This window comes from uncultured Brevundimonas sp., from assembly GCF_963977465.1.
Taxonomy (GTDB): Bacteria; Pseudomonadota; Alphaproteobacteria; order Caulobacterales; family Caulobacteraceae; genus Brevundimonas.
The window spans coordinates 19419-36372 of record NZ_CAXBOQ010000007.1 but is presented as its reverse complement, the minus strand read 5'-3'; the positions used below and the strand labels follow the sequence as shown (position 1 = coordinate 36372).

Annotated in this window: 17 protein-coding genes; 11 read left to right on the top strand and 6 right to left on the bottom strand. The window is 67.0% G+C overall.

The window, feature by feature from the left end; translation table 11 throughout:
- Positions 1–11: 11 nt before the first annotated feature.
- Positions 12–782, bottom strand: coding sequence for an alpha/beta hydrolase (locus tag AAC067_RS14285; RefSeq protein ID WP_339933521.1), 771 nt, complete (start codon positions 780–782; stop codon positions 12–14).
- A gap of 71 nt (positions 783–853) precedes the next feature.
- On the opposite strand from AAC067_RS14285, the gene AAC067_RS14280 reads away from it, so the two are divergent.
- The 9 genes from AAC067_RS14280 to pheT all read left to right on the top strand — a co-directional run bounded on the left by AAC067_RS14280 (position 854) and on the right by pheT (position 10477).
- Positions 854–1831: a glycosyltransferase family 9 protein gene (locus tag AAC067_RS14280; protein WP_339933520.1), complete on the top strand. Its 978-nt coding sequence runs from the start codon at positions 854–856 to the stop codon at positions 1829–1831.
- A 136-nt stretch (positions 1832–1967) separates the two neighbouring features.
- On the top strand, positions 1968–2489 hold the full coding sequence (gene infC / locus AAC067_RS14275; RefSeq protein ID WP_339933519.1) for a translation initiation factor IF-3: 522 nt from the start codon (positions 1968–1970) through the stop codon (positions 2487–2489).
- Positions 2490–2694: 205 nt separating this feature from the next.
- On the top strand, positions 2695–4656 hold the full coding sequence (locus AAC067_RS14270) for a S9 family peptidase (RefSeq protein WP_339933518.1): 1962 nt from the start codon (positions 2695–2697) through the stop codon (positions 4654–4656).
- Between the two features lie 219 nt (positions 4657–4875).
- Positions 4876–5073, top strand: coding sequence for a 50S ribosomal protein L35 (gene rpmI, locus AAC067_RS14265; RefSeq protein ID WP_300446132.1), 198 nt, complete (start codon positions 4876–4878; stop codon positions 5071–5073).
- Positions 5074–5182: 109 nt separating this feature from the next.
- Complete coding sequence (gene rplT, locus AAC067_RS14260; protein ID WP_300446134.1) at positions 5183–5539, top strand: 50S ribosomal protein L20; 357 nt, start codon at positions 5183–5185, stop codon at positions 5537–5539.
- A gap of 139 nt (positions 5540–5678) precedes the next feature.
- Positions 5679–5882, top strand: a complete 204-nt coding sequence (locus AAC067_RS14255) for a dodecin family protein (RefSeq protein WP_339933517.1) — start codon at positions 5679–5681, stop codon at positions 5880–5882.
- 71 nt (positions 5883–5953) lie between these two features.
- On the top strand, positions 5954–6898 hold the full coding sequence (locus tag AAC067_RS14250) for a polysaccharide deacetylase family protein (RefSeq protein ID WP_339933516.1): 945 nt from the start codon (positions 5954–5956) through the stop codon (positions 6896–6898).
- Between the two features lie 68 nt (positions 6899–6966).
- On the top strand, positions 6967–8043 hold the full coding sequence (gene pheS / locus AAC067_RS14245) for a phenylalanine--tRNA ligase subunit alpha (RefSeq protein ID WP_339933515.1): 1077 nt from the start codon (positions 6967–6969) through the stop codon (positions 8041–8043).
- 10 nt (positions 8044–8053) lie between these two features.
- Positions 8054–10477 (top strand): phenylalanine--tRNA ligase subunit beta, encoded by a 2424-nt coding sequence (pheT, locus tag AAC067_RS14240; RefSeq protein ID WP_339933514.1) that lies wholly within the window; start codon positions 8054–8056, stop codon positions 10475–10477.
- Between the two features lie 104 nt (positions 10478–10581).
- On the opposite strand, the gene AAC067_RS14235 is transcribed toward pheT, so the two are convergent.
- Complete coding sequence (locus AAC067_RS14235; RefSeq protein WP_339933513.1) at positions 10582–11409, bottom strand: DUF2306 domain-containing protein; 828 nt, start codon at positions 11407–11409, stop codon at positions 10582–10584.
- 106 nt (positions 11410–11515) lie between these two features.
- Between AAC067_RS14235 and AAC067_RS14230 the strand changes: the two genes are divergently transcribed.
- Together AAC067_RS14230 and AAC067_RS14225 are read left to right on the top strand one after the other, a co-directional pair.
- Positions 11516–12595 (top strand): AraC family transcriptional regulator, encoded by a 1080-nt coding sequence (locus tag AAC067_RS14230; protein ID WP_339933512.1) that lies wholly within the window; start codon positions 11516–11518, stop codon positions 12593–12595.
- A gap of 95 nt (positions 12596–12690) precedes the next feature.
- Positions 12691–13308, top strand: coding sequence for an EipA family protein (locus AAC067_RS14225; protein WP_339933511.1), 618 nt, complete (start codon positions 12691–12693; stop codon positions 13306–13308).
- Positions 13309–13401: 93 nt separating this feature from the next.
- Here AAC067_RS14225 and AAC067_RS14220 read toward each other — a convergent pair whose 3' ends face one another.
- The 4 genes from AAC067_RS14220 to AAC067_RS14205 form a co-directional block, all read right to left on the bottom strand.
- On the bottom strand, positions 13402–13767 hold the full coding sequence (locus AAC067_RS14220; protein WP_339933510.1) for a bleomycin resistance protein: 366 nt from the start codon (positions 13765–13767) through the stop codon (positions 13402–13404).
- Between the two features lie 27 nt (positions 13768–13794).
- Complete coding sequence (locus AAC067_RS14215) at positions 13795–14685, bottom strand: SDR family oxidoreductase (protein WP_339933509.1); 891 nt, start codon at positions 14683–14685, stop codon at positions 13795–13797.
- A gap of 5 nt (positions 14686–14690) precedes the next feature.
- Complete coding sequence (locus AAC067_RS14210) at positions 14691–15923, bottom strand: NAD-dependent epimerase/dehydratase family protein (RefSeq protein WP_339933508.1); 1233 nt, start codon at positions 15921–15923, stop codon at positions 14691–14693.
- Between the two features lie 74 nt (positions 15924–15997).
- Entirely contained in the window at positions 15998–16876 is an 879-nt protein-coding gene (locus AAC067_RS14205; protein ID WP_339933507.1) for a UTP--glucose-1-phosphate uridylyltransferase, read from the bottom strand.
- Between the last annotated feature and the right edge of the window lie 78 nt (positions 16877–16954).

Sequence of the window (16954 nt, the reverse complement as noted above, 5' to 3'; positions counted from 1 at the left end):
CTCCTCCCGGTTTATCCAGCCGCTATCGCTGAACCGCGTGCCCGCATTGCGTCGACGGTCTCAACCAGTCGCGCCAAATCCGCCGGACCGGACAGCCGGTGATCGCCGGCCTCAATGACATCCAGCCGCACGTCGCCGCCGGACAGCTGTTCGGTCAGGGCCAGGGCGTGCCGCCACGGCACCACCGCGTCGGCCCGACCCTGCAGTATGTGAACCGGGGCGGTCAGCGGGATCGCCGCGTCCAGCAACAGCCAGGTCCGCGCCTCCTCGAACATCGTCCGCGTCAGCACATAGGGGCCGAGGCCTTCCTCGACGATCACGGTCTCCCCGTCGCGCAGGATCGCCTGCCGCTCGTGGTCGGCCAGACCCGGCCACATCAGCCGCTCGGTGAAGTCCTGGGCTGGATTGACCAGCACCAGTCCGGCCATCCGGTCCGGCCGCGCCAGCGCCAGCAGCAGGGCGATCCAGCCGCCCATCGATGATCCGACCGGAATGACCGGCCCGTCCAGACTGTCGATCAGGGCCACCGCGTCCTCGCGCCAACGCCCGATGGTCGCCTGTCGCCAGTCACCCGACGACTGTCCATGGGCGAAATGATCGTAGCGCACGAAGGCCCAGCCCCGTTTGCGAGCAGCGGCCTCCAGCACCAGCGCCTTGGTCCCCTCCATGTCCGAGCGAAAGCCGCCGATCCACACGACCGTGGGCCCGTCGCCGGCCGTGGCGCGAAAGGCCAGACGCTCGCCGTCGGGTCGCGTCAGATAGCGGATGGTGTCGTCAGTCATGTCCGTGCCTCTCGCCCAATCGTCCCCGGCCTGATAGCGAACCCTGACCGATGATGCGAAGGCGAATGCGCGTGCCCGACTCCAAGATCGCCCCGAAGGCCCTGTTCGTCACCTCCAACCGCATCGGCGACTGTGTCATCTCCTCGGGCGTCATTCGCGAGATCGAGCGCCAGCTGCCGGGGGCGGCGATCACCGTCGCCTGCGGTCGTCCGCCCGCCCCCCTGTTCCGGTCCGCTCCCGGCGTCGAACGGGTCATCATCCTCGACAAGAAAAAGGCCGCCGGCCACTGGCTCGACCTCTGGAAACAGGTTGTCGGCACCCGTTGGGATCTGGTCATCGATATCCGCGGCTCGGCGCTCAGCTACCTGATCCCGGCGCGGCGGCGGGTGGTCTACAATCGCTCGTGGGAGACCGGTCTGCCCAAGGTCGAGATGGTCTCGCGCCTGATCGGGGCCCCCGCCGCGCTGGACCCCGAACTTTTTCTCGATGATCAGGCGCGGCGCGAGGCGGCCGCGATTATCGATCCGCAACTGGCGGCCGGACCCGGGTCGGGTCCGATCATCGCCCTGGCCCCGATCGCTCATCAACCCGGCAAGAGCTGGCCGGCCGATCGCTGGGGTATCCTGGTCGAAAAACTGCGGGCCGAGCCCCGTTTCGACGGCTGGCGCTTCATGTTGGTCGGCGGTCCCGGTGATCATGCCCCGGCCGCCCCGGCCCTGAAGGCAGCGGCGGAGCGGGCGATAGACTGCGTCGGACGCGGCGACATCCTCGCCTCGGCGGCGGCCATCGACCGGGCGACCCTGTTCGTCGGCAATGATTCCGGACTGATGCATGTTGCCGCCGCGGCCCGTCGTCCGACCCTGGGCCTGTTCGGGCCGACGGAATGGTGGCTGTACGGGCCCTGGGGGGCGACGACCCGCACCGTCGCCTCCAACGAGACCCGCGGGGCCTTTGCACCGATCGAGGCCCTGTCGGTCGACCAGGTCTTTGCGGCAGTCCTGGCTCTGCATGCAGACTTCATCGCATCGCCTTCACCGGCTGCGCCTTGAAGTCAGGCCCTTTCGCGGGCATATAGCGAACCTTGGAGAACGCGATCGTCGATCGTGCGTTTTCTCCTGCAAGTCCATCTACCCTTCGATCACCCGCTTTCGACCACACAAGGAAACGACGCCCATTCGCCGTCCTATGAACCAGCCGCCCGTCAAGGACGGGCCGCCCATGAACCAAGACATCCGCGCTCCGCGCGTTCTGCTGATTGATCAGAACGGTGAGAAGCAGGGCGTGATGCCCACCTCGGCCGCGCTTGAGGCCGCCGAGGAAGCGGGTATGGATCTGGTTCAGATCGTTTCCACGTCCGAGCCGCCGGTCTGCAAGATTCTCGACTACGGCAAATTCCGTTTCCAGGAACAGAAGAAGAAGGCCGAGGCGCGCAAGCGTCAGAAGGTCGTCGAGCTGAAAGAGATCAAGCTCCGCCCGAACATCGACGTGCACGACTACGAGGTGAAGTCGCGGGCCATGCATCGCTTCTTCGACGAGGGGGACAAGGTCAAGGTGACCTTGCGCTTCCGTGGCCGTGAAATGGCCCATCCGGAACTGGGCATGAAGCTGCTCAACAAGGTCCAGGCTGATTTCGACGAAGTCGCCAAGGTCGAATATGCACCGCGCATGGAAGGCCGCCAGATGATCATGATCCTGGCCCCGCGCTGACGGGACGCGAACCCCGAAATTGACAGACGCCCCGGCCCCTGCGGCTGGGGCGTTTTGCGTTTCCGAACCCTGTTCGATTAGCATGCGAGGTCATTTTGTGCCGATATCGCCACCCGGTAGCGCTTTTCAAACCCGACACGTCTTGCGATAAAGACGGCTGGGGAGGGCAGCGGTATCCGCAGTCCGGCACGGAACAGGGGAATTCATGATTCGATCAATTCTGGCGGCCGGGGCGTTCGCCCTGACCAGCGTTGCGGCCCTGCCCGCGGTCGCCCAGCCGGCACCGCCGCCGATCGAGGCCTATGCCTCCCTGCCGGCCCTGTCCAACCTGGCCCTTTCGCCGAACGGCGAGCGCATCGCCTTCATCGGCCAGGTCGGTGCGAACCGTCGCCTCGGCATCCAGTCGGTCACCGGTGAACCGCTTGGCGTGGTCGACATCGGCACCCAGAAGGTTCGCAACGTCCGTTGGGCGGACGACGATCACGTACTGATTCTCACGTCGACCTATTCCGACCTCGCCGGCATGACGGGCGACGGCGAGTACTACACCGCCCAATCCTACAATGTCCGGACCCGCCAGTTTGTGACCCTGCTCAACCGCACGGTCGGTGGCGGGGCCAATATGGCGAGTACCCGCATCGCCGGTGGGGCCGGCGTGTTCAATATCGTCGTCGGGCCGCCGTTTGTGCATGTCGTCAACGGGGAGCCGCGGACCTTTGTCACCAGCTTGAATCGCGAATTTCAGTCGCAGACTTTCGAGGTCGATCTCGATACCGGCGTCGGCACGCCGCGCGATGATTTCAACGGCGTGATGGGACCCGATGGTCGTGCCGTGGCGCGCGCCAGCTGGGATGCCGAGCGCGGGCGCTGGTGGGTTTCGGCCCGCCGCAACGTCGGTCTTGCGCAGATCTGGACCAGCGAAGACCACATGATCGATACACCGTCCCTGCTCGGCTTCGGGCGGACCGACGAGTCGGTGATCGTCCGGGTCCCCGAGGATGGCGGGGATCATCTCTATGAAATCCCGCTGGACGGCAGCGATCCGCGCAAGCTGGCCTTTGGCAATGTCGGCGAAGCTACGCCGATCTATCACCCGCGTACCGGGGCCCTGCTGGGCTTCTATTTCCTCGGCGACAACGACCAGGAATATGTCTTTACCGACGAAACCGTCGGTCAGGCCTGGGCCTCGATCTCGGCTGCCTATCCGGACCAGGATGTGCGACTGGTCTCGTCCACGCCTGACTATTCGAAATTTATCGTCCAGACCCAGGGGCCGGGCGACACGGGCACCTACCAGCTCGTCGATCTGAAAGCCGGTCGCGCGGTCCGGATCGGCTCGCAATATCCGGCCGTTCCCGCCGAGGCGATGGGTGAGGTGCGCTTCATCCATTATGCTGCCGCCGACGGCACCAGCATTCCCGCCTACCTGACCCTGCCGCCGGGCCGCGAGGTGGCCGATCTGCCGCTGATCGTCATGCCGCACGGTGGCCCCCAGGCGCGCGACGAGCCAGGCTTTGACTACTGGACCCAGCTGCTGGCCTCGCGCGGCTATGCGGTGCTGCAGCCGCAGTTCCGCGGATCCGTCGGCTTCGGCAAGGCCCACTATGAGGCCGGCTTCGGCGAATGGGGTCGCAAGATGCAGACCGATCTGTCCGACGGGGTCCGCTATCTGGCCGCTGAAGGCATTGCCGACCCTGCCCGGGTCTGCATCTGGGGTTGGAGCTACGGCGGCTATGCCGCCATGGCTGGCCCGACCATCGACCCGGGCGTCTATCGCTGTGCCGCTGCCGGGGCCGGCGTCTCTGACCTGCCGCGCATGCTGGACTGGGAACGCGACCAGACCGGCGGTCGCGACACCCCGGTGATGCGCTACTGGAAGCGCTTTATGGGCGCGTCGCGCATCAATGACGGCTCGCTGACCGAGGTCTCGCCGACCCGCATGGTGCAGAATGCCGATGTGCCGATCCTGCTGATCCATGGCCGCGACGACAGTGTCGTGCCCTACGCCCAGTCGGAGATGTTCGCCACGGCCCTGCGCCGGGCCGGCAAGAATGTCCAAATGGTCGATCTGGAGGGCGAGGACCACTGGCTGTCCAGCGCCTCGGGGCGTCTGGCGGTGTTCAACGCCCTCATCCCGTTCCTCGAGCAGCACAACCCGCCTCGCTGAGCGGCCCCGCCGCCTCACGTGCTCCGGCCGTGAGGCGGCATCCGGTCGGGCCGGCCCAGACTCATCTTGCCTTCCGCTCAGGCCTGGCCTACAAGCCGCGCCTTCGCGTACCGAACCGCCGGGCTTACAGGCATGCCTGGGCGGTTCTTAATCAAGGGTCTGCGCCCCGAGAGCTCATCGAGCTCAAAGGGGCGATAGCCCACTCAAAAGAGAGTAGAAATGCCCAAATTGAAGACGAAGTCAGGCGCTAAAAAGCGCTTCAAATTCACGGCGACCGGCAAGGTCAAGTCCGGTGTGGCAGGCAAGCGCCACCGTCTGATCAGCCACAACAGCAAATATATCCGCCAGAACCGTGGCACCAAGCTGATGGCCGCCGCCGACGTCAAGAAGATCAAATCCTACATGCCCTACGCCTGATCGGCGTAGCGGTTCGATCTGATCTCCTCACACTGAATTTGAACACTGCCCCCGACATCGCCGAGCGCCAAGAGCGCCGCGTCAGGGGCCCAGACAAGGATAAAGCCACATGGCTCGCGTCAAAAGGGGCGTAGTTTCCCACGCCAAGCACAAGAAGGTTCTGGCCCAGGCCAAGGGTTTCTACGGCCGCCGCAAGAACACCATCCGCGCCGCCAAGGCCGCGGTCGATCGCGCCGGGCAATATGCCTATCGTGACCGTCGGACCAACAAGCGGAATTTCCGCTCGCTCTGGATCCAGCGCATCAACGCCGCTGCCCGGGCCGAAGGCTTCACCTATTCCCAGTTCATGCACGGGCTGGACAAGGCGGGCATCGAGCTGGACCGCAAGGTCCTCGCCGCCCTGGCCATGGACGGCACCGGCTTCAAGGATATCGCTGACAAGGTCCGCGGCGCACTCGCCGCCTGATCTTCCCGTCGATGTGACGTTACAGACGCCCGCTCCGGGGAACCGGAGCGGGCGTCTTCCGTTGGCCTAGGGCTCCCGGCGCACGGCCCTGACCGTCCGACGACACGTCGCGACCGGGTCGAACGTCACGGAGACCTCCATGTCCATCGCCCGCGTCACCGAAATCACCTCCTCGTCGACCACCAGTTTCGAGGATGCCGTCAGCCAGGGCATCAGCCGGGCCGACAAGACGCTGAAGAATGTCGAGGGCGCCTGGATCCAGGACCAGAAGGTCGTCGTCCGCGGCGGCAAGATCGTCGAATACCGCGTCAACATGAAGATCACCTTCATCCTCAACGACTGACCGGGTTCCCGGCCGGCGAGGGCGGGCGACGGCGTTTCCGGTATCCTGTCCTTTGCGGTTAGGGTCGGGTCATGACCCCACGCCTGATCCTGCTGATTGTCGCCGCCCTGTTGCTGGCAGGCCCCGCCGCCGCCGGGCCGCGGACGGTCGCCGTCACCTTTGACGACCTGCCGTATCAGGGCGAAGGCCGCCGCCTGTGCGACCGGGACCAGGCCCTGGCCCTGACCGGGGAATTTCTCACCATGTTGGTTCCGCTGGACGCGCACGCCACCGCCTTCGTCAACGAGGGCAAGGTCTGCGAGGCCGGTCGCGACGAGATTCTGCCGGCGATTCTCGACCTGTGGCTGGATGCGGGCGTTGCGCTGGGCAACCACACCTTCAGCCATATCAACATCCACCAGACCACCGCCGAGGCCTGGCTGGACGACGTCGACCGGGGTGCCGAGGTGACCCGGTCAGTGCTGGCCGCGCGCGGTCAGATCCTGCACTGGTTCCGTCACCCCTATCTGTTCACCGGCGAGACGGCGGAGAAGCACGACGCCATGGCCGCCGGGCTGGCCACGCGCGGCTACGATGTCGCGCCGGTGACCATCGACAACAATGACTGGATGTTCGCCGCCCTCTACCGGCGCGCCGAGGCGGCCGGTGACCCGGCCCTGATGGCCCGGATCGGCACGGCCTATGTGGCCCACATGACCACGGTCCTCGACCACTGGGAGCCCTACAGTGCCGAACTGACCGGCGGGCGGGAGCCGGCGCAGGTTCTGCTGCTGCACGCCAACAGTCTGAACCGCGACTGGTACCCGCAGATTCACGCCCTGTATCTGGCGCGCGGCTACCGGTTCGTGTCGCTGGAGACTGCCCTGGCCGACCCGATCTATCAGCATGCCGATACCTATGTGCGGGCCAATGGCGTGTCCTGGCTGCACCGCTGGACCTTCAGTGACGGCCGCCCGATCCGCTGGGAGCCCGAGCCCCCGGCCTGGATCGTCGAGGCCTATGAAGCCGCGAACTGAGCGTCGTCGGCTATCCTTGCGCTTGCCCCGTGACGAAAGCGCCGTCAGCCGCTAGACGACACGGCACCATGACTGATCTCGCCCAACTCGAACTCGACCTCATCAACGCCGTCGGCGGAGCTACCACAGTGGTCGCCGTCGAGGAGCTGCGCGTCGCCGCCCTCGGCAAGTCCGGTGCCGTGTCTGGCCTGCTGAAGGGGATGGGCTCCATGAGCCCCGACGAACGGCGCGAACAGGGGCCGAAGCTGAACGGTCTGCGTGACCGGGTGCAGGCGGCCCTGACCGCGCGCAAGGCCGAACTCGAAGCCGCCGAACTCGACGCCCGTCTGCTGGCCGAAGGCATCGACCTGACCCTGCCGGCCCGGCCGCGCCGCAAGGGCAGCGTCCATCCGACCATGCAGGTGATGGACGAGATGATCGCCGTCTTCGCCGACATGGGCTTTGCCGTGGCCGAGGGGCCGGACATTGAGGACGACTTCCACAATTTCACCGCCCTGAATTTCCCGCCCAAACATCCGGCGCGGGAAATGCACGACACCTTCTTCCTCAAGCCCGACCCCGAGACCGGCGAGCGCAAGGTGCTGCGTACCCATACCTCGCCTGTGCAGGTGCGCACGATGATGGCGCAGAAACCGCCGATCCGCATCATCGCCCCCGGCCGCACCTTCCGGAAGGACTCGGACGCCACCCACACGCCGATGTTCCACCAGATCGAGGGTCTGGTCATCGACCGCGACATCCACATGGGTCACCTGAAGACGACGCTGACCAATTTCATCGCCCGCTTCTTCGAGGTCGACGACGTCGACGCCCGCTTCCGGCCGCACCATTTCCCTTTCACCGAACCCTCGGCCGAGATGGACATCCGCTGCGACCGCTCGGGTGGCCAGCTGAAGCTGAACACGGGCACCGACTGGCTCGAGATTCTGGGCTGCGGCATGGTCCACCCCAGTGTGCTGCGCAACTGCGGCATTGATCCCGACGAATACCAGGGCTTCGCCTTCGGCATGGGCGTCGATCGCCTGGCCATGCTGAAATACGGCATCTCTGACCTGCGCCCGATGTTCGAGGCCGATACCCGCTGGCTGGCCCACTACGGCTTCTCCGCCTTCGCGGCCCCGAATGCCGCCAGCGGCCTGAGCTGAGGACACGACGATGAAATTCACCCTGTCCTGGCTCAAGGATCACCTTGAGACCGACGCCACTGTCGCCGACATCGCCACCGCCATGACCATGGCCGGGCTCGAGGTCGAACATGTCACCGACCCGACCGCGGCCATGGCCCCCTTCACCGTCGCCCGCATCGTCGAGGCGGTGCAGCATCCCAATGCCGACCGCCTGCGCGTCTGTCAGGTCGACACGGTCGACGGCATGAAGGAAATCGTCTGCGGCGCACCGAACGCCCGCGCGGGACTGGTCACCATCTATGCCCCGATCGGGGCCTTTGTGCCCGGCCTCGGCGTGACGCTGGTCGAGAAGCCGGTGCGCGGCGTCGTCTCCAACGGCATGCTCTGTTCAGCGGCCGAACTGGAACTGGCCGGTGACAGCGACGGCATCCTCGACCTCGACGACGGCCTCAAGGTCGGCATCCCCGCCGCCGAGGTGTTCGGGGCCGAACCGGTCATCGATTTCGAGGTCACCCCGAACCGCCCCGACTGGCTCGGCGTCGCCGGCATCGCCCGCGACCTGTCCGCCGCCGGCCTCGGCCCGCTGAAGACCCCGGCCATCGATCCGGTGCCCGGCACCTTCCCGTCGCCGGTCACGGTGCGGATCGACGCCCCCGACCTGTGCCCGGTCTTCGCCGGACGGCTGATCCGCGGCGTCAGTAACGGACCCTCGCCCGAGTGGCTGCAGGCCCGGCTGACCGCCATCGGCCTGCGCCCCATCAACCGGCTGGTCGATATCACCAACCTGGTCACCTACGACCGCGCCCGGCCGTTGCACGTCTATGACGCGGCCCAGCTGGTCGGTGGCGAGATCGTGGTGCGCGGCGGCCAGGTGGCCACGGACACCCCAAGTCACGAGGGGGGCGAGCCCGAACATCTGATCGCCCTCGACGGCAAGACCTACACCGTCGATCCGGCCATGTGCGTTATCGCCGATGCGGCGGGTGAGCGCCCGATCGGCCTCGGTGGCGTGATGGGCGGCGAGTCGACCGGCTGTTCGGACTCGACCACCGACGCCTTCCTCGAGAGCGCCTGGTTCGATCCGATCACCACGGCCCAGACCGGCCGCAGCCTCGGCATCAATTCCGACGCCCAGTATCGCTTCGCCCGCGGCGTCGATCCGGCCTCGGTGGTGCCCGGTCTCGAACTCGCCACCCGGCTGATCCTCGACCTGTGCGGCGGCGAGCCGTCGGAGATCGTCGTCACCGGACAGGTCCCGGCCGATCCCGTCGCCTTTGATTTCGATCCCGCCTATGTCCAGCGCCTGTCGGGCCTGTCCCTGACCGACGACCGTATCGCCGACATCCTGCTGGCCCTCGGCTTTGCCGTGGAACGCGCCAAACCGTGGCGCGTCACCCCGCCCAGCTGGCGCCGCGATGTCGAAGGCCCGGCCGATCTGGTCGAGGAAGTTGCGCGGATCGAGGGCTTCGACGCCCTGCCCGACACCCCCCTGCCGGAGATGCCCCGCGCCTCGAAAGGCATCCTCAACCCGCGTCAAGCCCGCGTCCGTCTGGCCCGCCGCGCGCTTGCGGGTCTCGGCTATGCCGAGGCCGTGACCTGGTCCTTCACCCGCCGCGCCACCGCCACCCTGTTTGGCGGCGGCGACGAGCGTCTGGTGCTCGAAAACCCGATCGCTTCGGACCTCGACTGCATGCGGCCGTCGATCCTGCCCAACCTGATCCAGGCCGCGGCCCGCAATGCCGCGCGCGGCCATCCCGACGCGGCCCTGTTCGAGATCGGTCCGATCTATCTCGGCGACGGTCCCGGCGACCAGCGCACCGTCATCGCCGGCCTGATCGCCCCCCATCCGGCCCGCCACTGGACCGGGGCGGGCGAGGATGCCCTGTTCGCCCTCAAGGGCGACCTGCTGGCCCTGCTGGAGCAGATCGGGGCTCCGGTCGCGTCGTTGCAGCTGAATCAGGGTCACAATCGCGACTGGTGGCATCCCGGCCGTTCGGCCCGGCTGCAGCTGGGTCCCAAGACCGTCATCGCTGAATTCGGGGCCCTGCATCCGCGCGTGCTCAAGGCGCTGGACGCCGACGGCCCGATGCTGGCCTTCGAGATCGTGCTGGATTCCGTGCCCGAACCGCGCGGCAAGGGTGGCAAGGCCCGTGGCCCGGCCAATCTGGCCAATCTGATGCCCCTGACCCGTGATTTCGCCTTCCTCGTCGAGGACGGCACAGCCTCGGGCGATCTGGTCCGGGCGGTCAGCGCGGCCGACAAGGCTCTGATCGCCGAGATCCGGGTGTTCGACCTCTATCGCGGCCCCGGCGTGCCCGAAGGCAAGGCCTCGATGGCGCTCGAGGTGGTGATCCAGCCGCGCGAGGCCACCCTGACCGAGGCCGAGATCGATGCCCTTTCGGCGAAGATCGTGGCGGCGGCGGAAAAAACCGGCGCGACCCTGCGCGGATAGCGGTCGCGGCCGGAACCGTCGCGGTCGCGCGAATATCCGCGCGGCTGGGGTCCGCACGACTCGAGGCTTTAGCCGGACAACATCCGGCGTCCGACGACGCGGGTTCAGATCATGTACGGCCCCCACATGAAGGCGATGGCACCGGCCACGCCGACCGCCGTCAGGCCCGTCGCCAGGATGATCAGCCCGGCTGTCCATCGCTTCCTCGCCGGAGAGCGGCTGTCCTGCGCCCGGAAATAGAGTTCGAGAATGGCCACCGGCAGCAGATAGGCGCCGAACTGGAGCGCGAGGTCAGCCGGGCCTGAAAAGGTGCTGTTCATGCCAATGCCGCCGCCTGAGATCATGACCCAGGCCATCAGGGCCACCCGCAGGAACCAGACCCCGTTGACGGCCAGGAAGGCGCGCATGGCCCAGCGGCGGTGGTCGTCAAAACGCCGGGCTCTCGCCATCCGGAAGGCCTGGATGGCGAAGAGCAGAATCAACCCGGCGTTCAGGGTGATCGCTATGGCGGATATCTGCGACAGGTAGGTCGGCCTTACCCACGTCATCCACAGTCCGCCGACCGCCATCACACAGGCGATGACGATAAACAGACGGCCATTCCAGCGGTGCAGGACGGGCACGCGCTGGCGGATCGCCGGAATGAGCTGCAGCAGGCCACCCAGTGTAACGACCGCGGCCAGCAGCACATGCACCCCGAACATGAGGTTGCCGGCGTCGTCGCCCGGCACATAGCCCTTGATGAGGGGCTTGTCGTTCCAGCCGGCGAAATCACTGGCGAGCGTCTTGCGACCGTAGTGAGCCACGATCATCCAGATGAAAGCGGTTTGACCGAGCGCGGCAACGAGGAACCAGCAAAGGCCGGACCGGCGCAGGAGGACCACGCCGGAACGGGCGGAGGTCGGCGGGCCATTGGGATTGGCGTCTGTCACGGTGGGGTCTCTCCGGCATTGTCACTGAAGAACCCTGACGTGCCGCCTTGCGCGCGCCTGGTCTCGCCGATTTGGAAATCGGCCTTGTTTTTGGCCCCAGTCTTGCGTGGGCCCCTCCTGGATAGGAGACTACAACCCCATGAGTGCTGATGTCCTGACCGCCCCGTCGCACGTCGATCGACGCCTGCCCGACGTTTATCTGTACGGCGGTCTGTTCACCGCGGCCGTGGTCGCCTCCTTGCTGGCGCGACTGGCTGGACAGCGGCTTGGCCCGGCCTCGGAGATGATCGCTGTCGCCGGTTACGCGACCTGTGGCTGGTCATGGCTTCTGGTTCGCGCCCTGTTTCAACCGGCCGGGGCGCGACAACCGCTCTGGCCCCTGCTGCTGGTGCTGGTCCTGGTCGCGACGGGGGCCTTTCTCCGATTGTTCGGCGAGAATTCCGCATCGCTGCCGCGCATGGCCGGGAATTTTGCGACGTTGGTCAGCTCGACGCTGTTGTTGCTCGCCATGATCGAACCGCTCAAGGGCCTGCAGTGGAACGGGCCGAAGGGCGAGCGGCGCTTCCGGCTCGGCTTTGCCGCAGGTTATGGCTCGCTGCTGGGGATCTCGGTCATCTGGGTCAACGGCGCGCCGGCGGGCAGTCTGGCAGGGCATTGGGATGTGGCCATAACGACGGCATGCACGCTGCTGGCGATGGCGGGGATGGGTTTTGCGGTCTGGTATCGCCTTCGCCATCCGCTGGACGCGACCAGCCCCGTCAGACGGCGGGCGCGGCCCGCCGACACCGGCGACATGGCCGAACGCCTGACGCGCCTGATCGTGGATGAGGCGATCTTCACCCGCCAGAATCTGAAAGTCGCGGACGTGGCCCGTCGCCTCGGTGAGCCTGAATACAGGGTGACGCAGTGCATCACCGGGGCCCTCGGTTTTCGCAACTTCAATCAGATGGCCAACCATTATCGCATCGAAGACGCAAAACGGCTGTTGGCCGATCTCGGCAATGATCGCCTGCCGATTCTCACCATTGCCTATGACTGCGGGTTCAATTCGACCGGGCCGTTCAACCGAGCCTTCAAGGCGGAGACCGGGCTCACGCCGAAACAATTTCGCCGCGGCAGCACGACCTCCGCCGGCGCGTTCGTCGGCGTGATGACCTCGGATGCACGGTTGGCAACCTCCCGTTAACCTCGCCGCCGCAAGGCTGACGCAAAGGCCGGTGACGGTATTGACCAGCGCCCGCGCGAGTCGGGCGGCCCGTCCCCGCCTATCGGAGCCATCCCATGCATCGTCGCCAACTGATCCTGTCCGGTCTCGCCGCCACCGCCGCCGGGTCCGCCCTCAGCGCCTGCGCCTCGGGGCCGCGCCAGCCGTCCGAGCCCAGCTATCCGATCTCGTCGGACGCCGCCGCCCCAGCCTATACGGCCGACGAACTGATCGCCGCCGGCTCACGCGAACTGGGTATCGCCGCCGAGGCCATGGGCGGGGCCATCGAACGCGTCTTCGCCGAACAGGGCGACCGCCCCACCGCCTATATCGCGGGCGAGGAGGGGGCCGGGGCCGCCGGCATCGGCCTGCGTTACGGCCGCGGGGCCCTGCATATGAAGGACCTGTCGGCCTCGCAGGAGGTGTTCTGGCAGGGCATTTCCATCGGCTGGGACGTCGGCGGCAATGCCAGCCGGGTCTTCACCCTGGTCTATGGCCTGTACCAGCCGGACGCCCTGTACCGTCGCTATCCCGGCGTCGAGGGCAGTGCCTATCTGATCGGTGGCCTCGGCGTGAACTACCAGCAGGCCGACGGCATCGTGCTGGCCCCGATCCGTACCGGCGTCGGCCTCCGCCTCGGGGCCAATGTCGGCACCATGGCCTACAGCCGCCAGCGCAACCTGCTGCCTTTCTAGGACGCTACCGCTCGCGCCACGGGCGCTCGCTGCTTCAGCGCAATCTGCTGCCTTTCTAGGACGCTACCGCTCGCGCCACGGGCGCTCGCTGCTTCAGCGCGGGTTCTGGATGATCCGGATCAGGCTCCCGTCCGGATCGATCAGATAACCAATTCTCAGGCCCGAAGCCTCCAGCCTCGGAGCCTGCAGTCGGGGTGTCCCGGCGGACTGCTCCGGCACGCCTGCCGTCATGCAGGCGGCGTAAAAGGCGTCGAGATCGTCGAGCCGCAGGCAGCAGCCGAACGAACTCGCCGCCGGATCCAGGTCGGGATAGGGGAAGAACTCCAGCGTGATCGCCCCGCGCTGCAGGATCATCCAGCCCGCGTCACGCCAGCCCTGCTCGAAGCCCAGCGCCCGGTAAAATTGCGAGGTCAGCTCGAAATCCCGCGCGGGCAGGTTCGGGGTCGCATGATCAGCCATCGGTAAATATCCCCTGCCCCGTGTCGACTATGTCCCGGCGGCGTCGATCAGCGCCTGTAGTCCCTCACGATACGATGGATAGCGCGGTCGCCAGCCCAGTTCGGCCTTGGCCCGGGCGTTCGAGATCCGTTTCGAGTCCAGATAGAAGCGCCGCATCCCCTCGCTGACCGATGGGTCGGTCCAGTCGACCTCGGGCGGGCGCGGCAGGCCCAGCCGCTCGGCGGCCCAGGCCGTTACCGTCTCGGCGGCACAGGGTTCGTCATCGGTCAGATTATAGGCGGCCCCGGGTCGCGGCCGCGCCATCGAGGCGAATAGGCCCGCGACCACGTCGTCGACATGGACGCGGTTGAACACCTGACCCGGCTTGCGCACCAGTCGCGCCGAGCCGTCACGCAGCCGTTCGATCACCGACCGCCCGGGCCCGTACAGGCCGGGCAGGCGGAACAGCTGCACCGTCAGCCCCATCCCCTGTCCGGCGTCGAGCCAGTCCTGTTCGGCCCGGACCCGACGCGCGCCCTCCAGACTGGCGGCGTTCAGGGCGTCGTCCTCGAACGCCCAGCCGCCGTCCCGGTTGCCATAGACCGCGGTCGAGGAGACATAGCCGATCCAGTCCGGCCACGACCCCGAGGCCGCCAGTGCCGGGATCAGGTCGCGCGCGCCGGGGCAGCCCCCGGCCTCGGGCGGGGCGGTGATCAGGATGGCCGACGCCTCGGCTACGGCGGTCCGCAGCCCGGCCGCATCGGCGGGATCGATCGGCGTAATCCCGTCTTCGGCCAGCTGCGCCCGTCGTCCGGCATCGCGCGAGGTGGCGGTGACGCTGCCACCCAGCGTCAGCGCCGCCCGGGCCACGGCCTGGCCCAGCCAGCCGCCGCCGTAGATCAGCAGCGACGGCGGCACGGCGGGCGCGGGTCGGGCCATCCGGATCAGGCGCTGCGGGCTGTGGTCGACGGGGTGGCGGCCGGGACCGTGGCGGCAGACTGCACGGCCTCGGCCCGCGCACTGTTCCACGGCGATACACAGGGCACCTTCGACAGGTCGGCGCGGTCGGCGTAGCGGCGGGCAATGCCGGTGACCTCGTCCAGCAGCCCCTGGGCCAGGGTGATCGGCTTCAGGCCCAGATCGCGGAACTGGTCATTGGCAACGACCAGATCGTTCTCGTCGGCCTCCAGTCGCGGATTGGCGACATTCGACACCGTCGCCCCGGTCATGCCGGCGATCATCGCCGCCAGATCACGCACCCGGTGGCTCTCGGTCATCTGGTTCAGGATCTTGACCCGCTCGCCGCGCCGGGGCGGATTGGCCAGCGCCAGTTCGACGCAACGCACCGTGTCCTGCAGATGGATGAAGGCCCGCGTCTGGCCGCCGGTGCCGTGCACGGTCAGCGGATAGCCGACCGCCGCCTGCATCAGGAACCGGTTCAGCACCGTGCCGTAATCGCCGTCGTAGTCGAAGCGGTTGACCAGCCGCTCGTCCTGCCGGGTCTCCTCGGTCTGGGTGCCCCACACGATGCCCTGATGCAGGTCGGTGACCCGCAGGCCGTCGTTCTTGGCGTAGAACTGGAACAGCAGGGCGTCCTGCGTCTTGGTCATGTGATAGATTGAGCCGGGGTTCGGCGGGAACAGGATCTCCTGCTCGGTCGGACCGTTGTCGGTGTCGACCGTGACCTTCAGATAGCCCTCGGGGATGCGCAGGCCGGCGGTGGCATAGCCATAGACCCCCATGGTCCCCAGATGGGCCAGATGCACGTCCAGCCCGCTCTCGACGATGGCCGCCAGCAGATGGTTGGTGGCGTTGATGTTGTTGTCGACGGTGTACAGCTTGTGCCGCGCCGACTTCATCGAATAGGGGGCGGCCCGCTGTTCGGCGAAATGCACCACGCTGTCGGGCTTTACGTCGCGGATCAGGGCGACCAGCCGGTCGAACTCCTTGCCGACCGTCATGTTGACGAAATCGATGGTCTGGCCCGAGACCGCTTTCCACGCGGCGATCCGCTCCCCCATCGTGCGGATCGGGGTCAGCGACTGGATTTCCAGCTCATTGTCGATGTTGCGGCGCGACAGGTTGTCGACAATCGTCACGTCCCAGCCACGGGCCGACAGGTGCAGCGCCGTCGGCCAGCCGCAAAATCCGTCACCCCCCAGAACCAGTACGCGCATGATACTCAAGCCTCGTTGTTACAGGGCTCCTTGACTAGCCCAAGCGGGGACGGGGGCAAAGCGCAGCCGTAGACCTAGAGCAACGCCTCGATCGCCGCCCGCGCCGCGGCCCCCAGATCGGGCCGCTTCAGCGCCAGGGCGACGTTGGCCCGTAGCAGGCCAATCTTGTCGCCACAGTCATGGGTCACGCCCTCATATTCGACGGCGGTGAAGCTCTGGTCCTGCATCAGCCGGGCCATGGCGTCGGTCAGCTGGATCTCGCCGCCGGCCCCGCGTTCCTGGGTCTCGAGGAAGTCGAAAATCTCCGGCTGCAGGATGTAGCGGCCCGAGATCGACAGGTTCGACGGGGCGGTGCCGGCGGCGGGCTTTTCGACCATCCCCTTCATGCGGATGTTGCGACCGTCGCGATCGATCGGGTCGACGATGCCGTATTTGTGCGTGTCCTCGTCGGGCACGGCCTCGACGCCGATGACATTGCCGCCGACCGAAGCATAGACCTCGGCCAGCTGCTTCAGCGCCCCCGGCCGCGAGTCGACGATGACGTCGGGCAGCAGCACGGCGAACGGTTCGTCACCGATGATGTCGCGGGCGCACCAGATGGCGTGGCCCAACCCCAGCGGCTGCATCTGGCGCGTGAAGCTCATCTCGCCGGCGGTGGCCAGTTCGGCATTCATGGCCGCCAGGATCTCGGTCTTGCCCTTGGCCAGCAACTGGGCTTCCAGCTCGATCTGATGATCGAAATAGTCCTCGATCGCCCCCTTCGACCGTCCGGTGACGAACACGATGTGCTCGATTCCCGTCTCGCGCGCCTCTTCCACGATATAGCTCAGGATCGGCCGGTCGACGACGTTCAGCAGTTCCTTCGGCGTGGTCTTGGTCCCGGGCAAAACCCGGGTACCGAGCCCGGCGACGGGCAGGACGGCCTTGCGAAGACGACGGGGCGTGGAGGTCATGGACGGTCCTGATTCAGCGAAGCGCGATCCTAACGCATGATCGGACGGACGGGTGCCATTTTCAAAGCGATCGTCATC

Excerpts from the sequence above, each read along its gene's own strand:
- rpmI (WP_300446132.1), top strand. The coding sequence starts at position 4,876 with ATGCCCAAATTGAAGACGAAGTCAGGCGCTAAAAAGCGCTTCAAATTC.
- AAC067_RS14215 (WP_339933509.1), bottom strand. The coding sequence starts at position 14,685 with ATGGCCCGACCCGCGCCCGCCGTGCCGCCGTCGCTGCTGATCTACGGC.
- AAC067_RS14220 (WP_339933510.1), bottom strand. The coding sequence starts at position 13,767 with ATGGCTGATCATGCGACCCCGAACCTGCCCGCGCGGGATTTCGAGCTG.
- AAC067_RS14250 (WP_339933516.1), top strand. The coding sequence starts at position 5,954 with ATGACCCCACGCCTGATCCTGCTGATTGTCGCCGCCCTGTTGCTGGCA.
- AAC067_RS14210 (WP_339933508.1), bottom strand. The coding sequence starts at position 15,923 with ATGCGCGTACTGGTTCTGGGGGGTGACGGATTTTGCGGCTGGCCGACG.
- infC (WP_339933519.1), top strand. The coding sequence starts at position 1,968 with ATGAACCAGCCGCCCGTCAAGGACGGGCCGCCCATGAACCAAGACATC.
- pheT (WP_339933514.1), top strand. The coding sequence starts at position 8,054 with ATGAAATTCACCCTGTCCTGGCTCAAGGATCACCTTGAGACCGACGCC.
- rplT (WP_300446134.1), top strand. The coding sequence starts at position 5,183 with ATGGCTCGCGTCAAAAGGGGCGTAGTTTCCCACGCCAAGCACAAGAAG.
- AAC067_RS14205 (WP_339933507.1), bottom strand. The coding sequence starts at position 16,876 with ATGACCTCCACGCCCCGTCGTCTTCGCAAGGCCGTCCTGCCCGTCGCC.
- AAC067_RS14225 (WP_339933511.1), top strand. The coding sequence starts at position 12,691 with ATGCATCGTCGCCAACTGATCCTGTCCGGTCTCGCCGCCACCGCCGCC.
- AAC067_RS14270 (WP_339933518.1), top strand. The coding sequence starts at position 2,695 with ATGATTCGATCAATTCTGGCGGCCGGGGCGTTCGCCCTGACCAGCGTT.
- AAC067_RS14255 (WP_339933517.1), top strand. The coding sequence starts at position 5,679 with ATGTCCATCGCCCGCGTCACCGAAATCACCTCCTCGTCGACCACCAGT.
- AAC067_RS14285 (WP_339933521.1), bottom strand. The coding sequence starts at position 782 with ATGACTGACGACACCATCCGCTATCTGACGCGACCCGACGGCGAGCGT.
- pheS (WP_339933515.1), top strand. The coding sequence starts at position 6,967 with ATGACTGATCTCGCCCAACTCGAACTCGACCTCATCAACGCCGTCGGC.